General features: G+C 56.9%; 7 protein-coding genes. 4 read left to right on the forward strand and 3 right to left on the reverse strand.

What is annotated here, in order from left to right; translation table 11 throughout:
• Positions 1 to 1,366 (reverse strand): hypothetical protein (locus H5U02_14310; protein MBC7343595.1); only part of this gene is annotated, 1,366 nt, incomplete at its 3' end.
• A gap of 507 nt (positions 1,367 to 1,873) precedes the next feature.
• Here H5U02_14310 and H5U02_14315 point away from each other — a divergent pair.
• Positions 1,874 to 2,254 carry a hypothetical protein gene (locus tag H5U02_14315; GenBank protein MBC7343596.1) on the forward strand — a complete coding sequence of 127 codons (381 nt, stop codon included), beginning with the start codon at positions 1,874 to 1,876 and terminating at the stop codon, positions 2,252 to 2,254.
• Between the two features lie 175 nt (positions 2,255 to 2,429).
• Here the strand turns inward: H5U02_14315 and H5U02_14320 are convergent, their stop codons facing one another.
• Positions 2,430 to 2,915, reverse strand: a complete 486-nt coding sequence (locus tag H5U02_14320; protein MBC7343597.1) for a divergent PAP2 family protein — start codon at positions 2,913 to 2,915, stop codon at positions 2,430 to 2,432.
• Between the two features lie 184 nt (positions 2,916 to 3,099).
• Between H5U02_14320 and H5U02_14325 the strand changes: the two genes are divergently transcribed.
• The 3 genes from H5U02_14325 (at position 3,100) to H5U02_14335 (ending at position 3,843) form a co-directional block, all read left to right on the forward strand.
• Positions 3,100 to 3,237, forward strand: coding sequence for a hypothetical protein (locus H5U02_14325; protein ID MBC7343598.1), 138 nt, complete (start codon positions 3,100 to 3,102; stop codon positions 3,235 to 3,237).
• 91 nt (positions 3,238 to 3,328) lie between these two features.
• Positions 3,329 to 3,646, forward strand: coding sequence for a DUF4258 domain-containing protein (locus tag H5U02_14330; GenBank protein ID MBC7343599.1), 318 nt, complete (start codon positions 3,329 to 3,331; stop codon positions 3,644 to 3,646).
• Positions 3,643 to 3,843, forward strand: a complete 201-nt coding sequence (locus H5U02_14335) for a DUF2283 domain-containing protein (protein MBC7343600.1) — start codon at positions 3,643 to 3,645, stop codon at positions 3,841 to 3,843. The genes H5U02_14330 and H5U02_14335 overlap by 4 nt, the downstream gene beginning before the upstream one ends.
• A 45-nt stretch (positions 3,844 to 3,888) precedes the next feature.
• Here the strand turns inward: H5U02_14335 and H5U02_14340 are convergent.
• Positions 3,889 to 4,195: EamA family transporter (locus H5U02_14340; GenBank protein MBC7343601.1), on the reverse strand; the 307-nt coding region annotated here is incomplete at its 5' end.

The following is a 4,195-nucleotide window of genomic DNA, read 5'->3' on the forward strand; positions in this document are numbered from 1 at the left end:
CCTTGTTGCTGGTGGCTGGGTCAGGAGCTAGGGCTAGGCCGGAATCGAAAACCTGCCACTCCAACTGTTGGCACCCGGCCGGGAGCGGGGAGGTCCAGAGCAGCTCGCCGGCGGAAGTATAGGCCCGGATCTGCCGGCCACCGTACCAAGCATCGGCGGCATAGACTGTCTTGCCATCGGGAGAGACCAGTATCCCCGAGAACTTGCCCTGCGGGAAGCGAACCCATTTTGACCTTCCGGTCTCGGGGTCGAGGGAGTAGAGAGCTTCCGGCTGTACGCCGATAAGGCTCTGGCCGCATGTTGCCAGTTGCCATGGGCTCATTCGGGTCGAATAGGGGCGTATCTCCAGCAGATTCTCTTCCCTGGGAGGCGCCTGGGCGGGAGGCCGAAAAGACCAGATCAGTTTTCCATCCCAGCCCATCAGGTCTACCCCATCTGAGCGCAGGACGTAGAATCCCCTCTCGCCGGCCGTTGCCATTGCCACCACCTGCAGGCGTTCGGGCAAATCGATGGGGCGCAAAGATCGGGACTGGAGGTCGACCAATATGGTTGTTAGTGAATCCTTTGGCAACAAAATGTGCCCGCCGCCCACCAATGGTCTTTGCCATTCGTTGGCAGCGGTAGCAGCGGGCCCGGACGGCATCTGTACCGGCAGCCCCCCTATGGACAGCTTTCTTGCCCCGGTGGTGGGGTCAAGAATATCCAACCGGTCGGCCCGGCCAATGAAGGCCAAGAGATCTGGGCCCAAGCCAATGGGGGCGGGGGCATAACTGGCCCCAGTGGCGTAAGCCCAGCCGAGGCGCGGTGCCCACCGGGTCCAGAAAACTTCCCGATGGGTAAACTTCCAGACGATGCTTGGCTTGGTATCGGTAGGGGGAGGGAAACGAACGGGGCCAGAAACGGCAAATACCAGGCCCGTTAGTATGATGGCAGCTAGCAAGAAAGGGCCGGCGGCACGGCGCACCAAAGTCAATAACCAGGACTCCTCGCCGCGCCCCAGCGCGACAGCGGTGACCACCGCGAGAACTATCCCGGTGAGAAGGTAGATAAAAAGGGTAGCTAGATCCGGGGCCCAACAGCCGTGGCCTGCCCAGAGGGGGATGAAGTAGAGGGCCAACCCCAGAAAAACCAGCGAAAGCAAAAAGCCGGCCAAGGCATTTTGCCAGGTTATCCGCTTCCGGCAGGACAAGATAGGCCCCATGGCAACGGCGGAGATGATGACGGGCGGTCCTAAAAGCCACCGGGCCCAATCCAGGCGTTCATCCTGCCCGCGGAGGGCGAACTGCACTACCACAAAAGCGATGAAAAGGATCATGGGGGGAACCCACCAGGGCCTAGCCAAAAGAGCCCGGGTCCGCATCCACATTTGGGCCATCTCCCTCACTCCCGCCGGTAATCTCTTGCACCTCGCCTCGGGGTGGCCACGACCACAGGCTTGGCCCTGTGCCTCCTATCTCGCCTGCTCCCGCTACCTCTTTGTGGCGCCCGGTGGTGAATCGACTGCTCCGGCCATGCTTTGCTTTTGTCGGCTACTATCACTTGCTATTGTTTCTTACTCCATCGCTATTGCCTGACGTTTTCCGTTGCCGCCCGCTCTGAAGTACTTTGTTACTTGGTGCTGTTGCCGCTCGCTTCTGCTTACAAATTATTCTGTTGCTTATTATTCGCTTCCAGGCAGATATTTCCTCCTTTTCTTCCAGCAGGGGCCGGATTAACCGGGTCGCCTTGACTACCTCTTGGGCCGGGACCCAACGGTGCCGGGCGCCTGGGAATGGCGGGAAACGGATGGAAGAAGGCCCCAGCCCTATTCCCCCTTCCTCACCCCCATGTTATAATCATTCCAAGACCAGCACCATACGGAGGAGAAACCCAGTTGCCATCCCAGCTCATTGACCGTAGCTTGAAAGTTCTGGCCAAAGAATACCCCAGCGCGATCAAGGAGTCCAGCTTTGTCCAGGAGTGGTACAACGAGGGCCTGCAAGAGGGGATCGAGAAAGGCAGGCAAGAGGGTATCGAAAAGGGCAGGCAAGAGGGCATCGAAAGGGGCAGGCAAGAGGGTATCGAAAAGGGCAGGCTCGAGGCTCTCCGGGCGGACATTCTAGATGTCCTGAGCGAACGCTTCGGCCAGGTGGATGCCGACATCATACAGGCCGTAAACCAGATCGAAGCCACCTCCACCCTGAAGTCCATCCTGAAAATGAGCGTCAAGGTGGCCAGCTTGAGGGAACTCAAAAAAGCCTTGAACCTGGCCTAGCACCTGATGGTGCCGGGCACCTGGGAGGGAACTCATCGCGGAAACGGACAACCACCGGTCAGCGGGTCGGTCACAGGAGGCCTTGTGGTGGGCTTGCGCTGATTAACCGGGCTGACCAACTTCATGCCCAGGCGGACACCTATACTTTACGGGCTTTGTGCTCAGCTGACTCCCCTTAAAATGGCAGAAGCGATCCTAAGTACCCTAGCAGGACGCCCAAAGCCAACCCGCCCATAACTTCCACCGGCGTGTGGCCTTGCTGCTCCCGGAGCCGAACCGGCTGCTGAGTGCCCGCGTCCGGCTGCTCAGGCGGCGTGGCTAGGGTTAGCGGTGTTCGGTTCGCGGCTGCTTGGACCTGCCCGGCGTTGCCTTTAGCCTGTAGGGTCACCAGCCGATTTAAGACCGCGGCCTGGGCGCCTACCGCCCGGCGCAGGCCCATGGCATCGATTACCGTGAGCAAAAGAAAAGCTAGCCCCAGGGAAAAGATAGGAGTAGCAAAACCCTCCCGGAATCCGATCAAGACAATGGTCGCAGTGATCACGGTGGTGTGAGTGCTGGGAAAGCCGCCGTTGCCCATACGCTGCCGGGCTTCGCTGCCGAAGCGGATGAAGTTGATGATGAACTTGACCGTGCCGGATATTAGCCAGGCCAGCGGAGGCATGAAAACGTATACCACAGCTTTGGCTCCCACCTAGTCTGAACCCGAATTCTGAACTCAGCTTAGTTTCTGCTGATGCTTGACCCAGCTATGATTATTCGTCCTTAGGCGCAGTATTCCTCCCAGAGCTTTGTTTATTGCTGTCCAGCTTGGGCCATGGTAGAATGTGGACAGAGGGGGAGGTGCCTTGGCCGTGGCCGAAGAAGAGACTGCGCTGGGTGGTGGGGACCGGTATAGCGCTTGCCGGCGTGATGGTGGCTCTATTGGCGTAGTTGGTGCGGTGAGAAACGAGGCGGGCCCCAGCCAAGCTGCCGGGCGAGGCTGAGCTGCATAGACTGTATCGCAAGCGGCAGCGCCACCCGTCGTCTTATTGTATCCGGCCTAGGTCGGCGGGAGATGACATAAGGAAGACCAATATGGCAGAGGATAAAATTCTGTTCGAAGTTGTTTCCAAGCTAGGCAAGAAAGTAAGGATTACAAAGGAATACTGGCAGAGGATTACATCTATTAAGCATCCTAGAATGAAGGGACAGGAACGGGCTGTAATAGAAACCTTACGATCGCCTACAGAAGTCAGACAAAGTAAGTCCGATCCTGCTGTGTACTTATACTACCGCCCGGAAGGCAAATACTTTATGACGGTAGTAGTAAAGCATCTGAATGGAGAAGGCTTTATTGTAACCGCTTATGTGACTGAGAAGGTCAAGGAGGGAACCAGGGTACGGAAAAGATAAGGGTGATTATAGATCGAGCGGCCAATACGCTCCATGTGTGGTTTGATGATCCCGCAAGCGAATATATTTCCGAAGAGACTGGAGAAGAAATAATCCTCGTTAAAAACGAGGCAGGAAAAGTGATAGGTTTTGAAAAAATAAACTACCTCCCTGCTTCGGAAATAAAAATTCCCGCCATAGAAGCGGAGATCGTGTAAGAGGGGGGTGGGCCCCACCCCAGAGGGTTTTGGGCCAGTAGCTTTCTAGCTGCGGGAGATGAAGATTACCCCTAGGCAGATGCAGGCGATGCCCAAAAGCCGGGGCCAGGAGATGGATTCCTGGAACAAAAAGTAGGAACCCAAAAGCACCACGATGTAGCTGATGCTGACCAGAGGATAAGCGTAGGAAAGCTCGATCTTGGAAAGCACATACAACCAGAGGATGGCGCTCAGCCCATAGAGGGCCAGGCCCAAAAACACATATGGCGATGTGAAGACTTTGGTTATAATGGCCACCAAGGAGAAACCCCCTCCAGGTGCTTCTCCCATCATTCCTTTCTTCATGGCCAGC

The organism is Clostridia bacterium (assembly GCA_014360065.1).
Taxonomy (GTDB): domain Bacteria; phylum Bacillota; class DSM-521; order Neomoorellales; family JACIYF01; genus JACIYF01.

Bases quoted from the DNA above. Each gene is read 5' to 3' on its own strand.
- H5U02_14320 (MBC7343597.1), bottom strand. From the start codon at position 2,915: ATGCCTCCGCTGGCCTGGCTAATATCCGGCACGGTCAAGTTCATCATC.
- H5U02_14330 (MBC7343599.1), top strand. From the start codon at position 3,329: ATGGCAGAGGATAAAATTCTGTTCGAAGTTGTTTCCAAGCTAGGCAAG.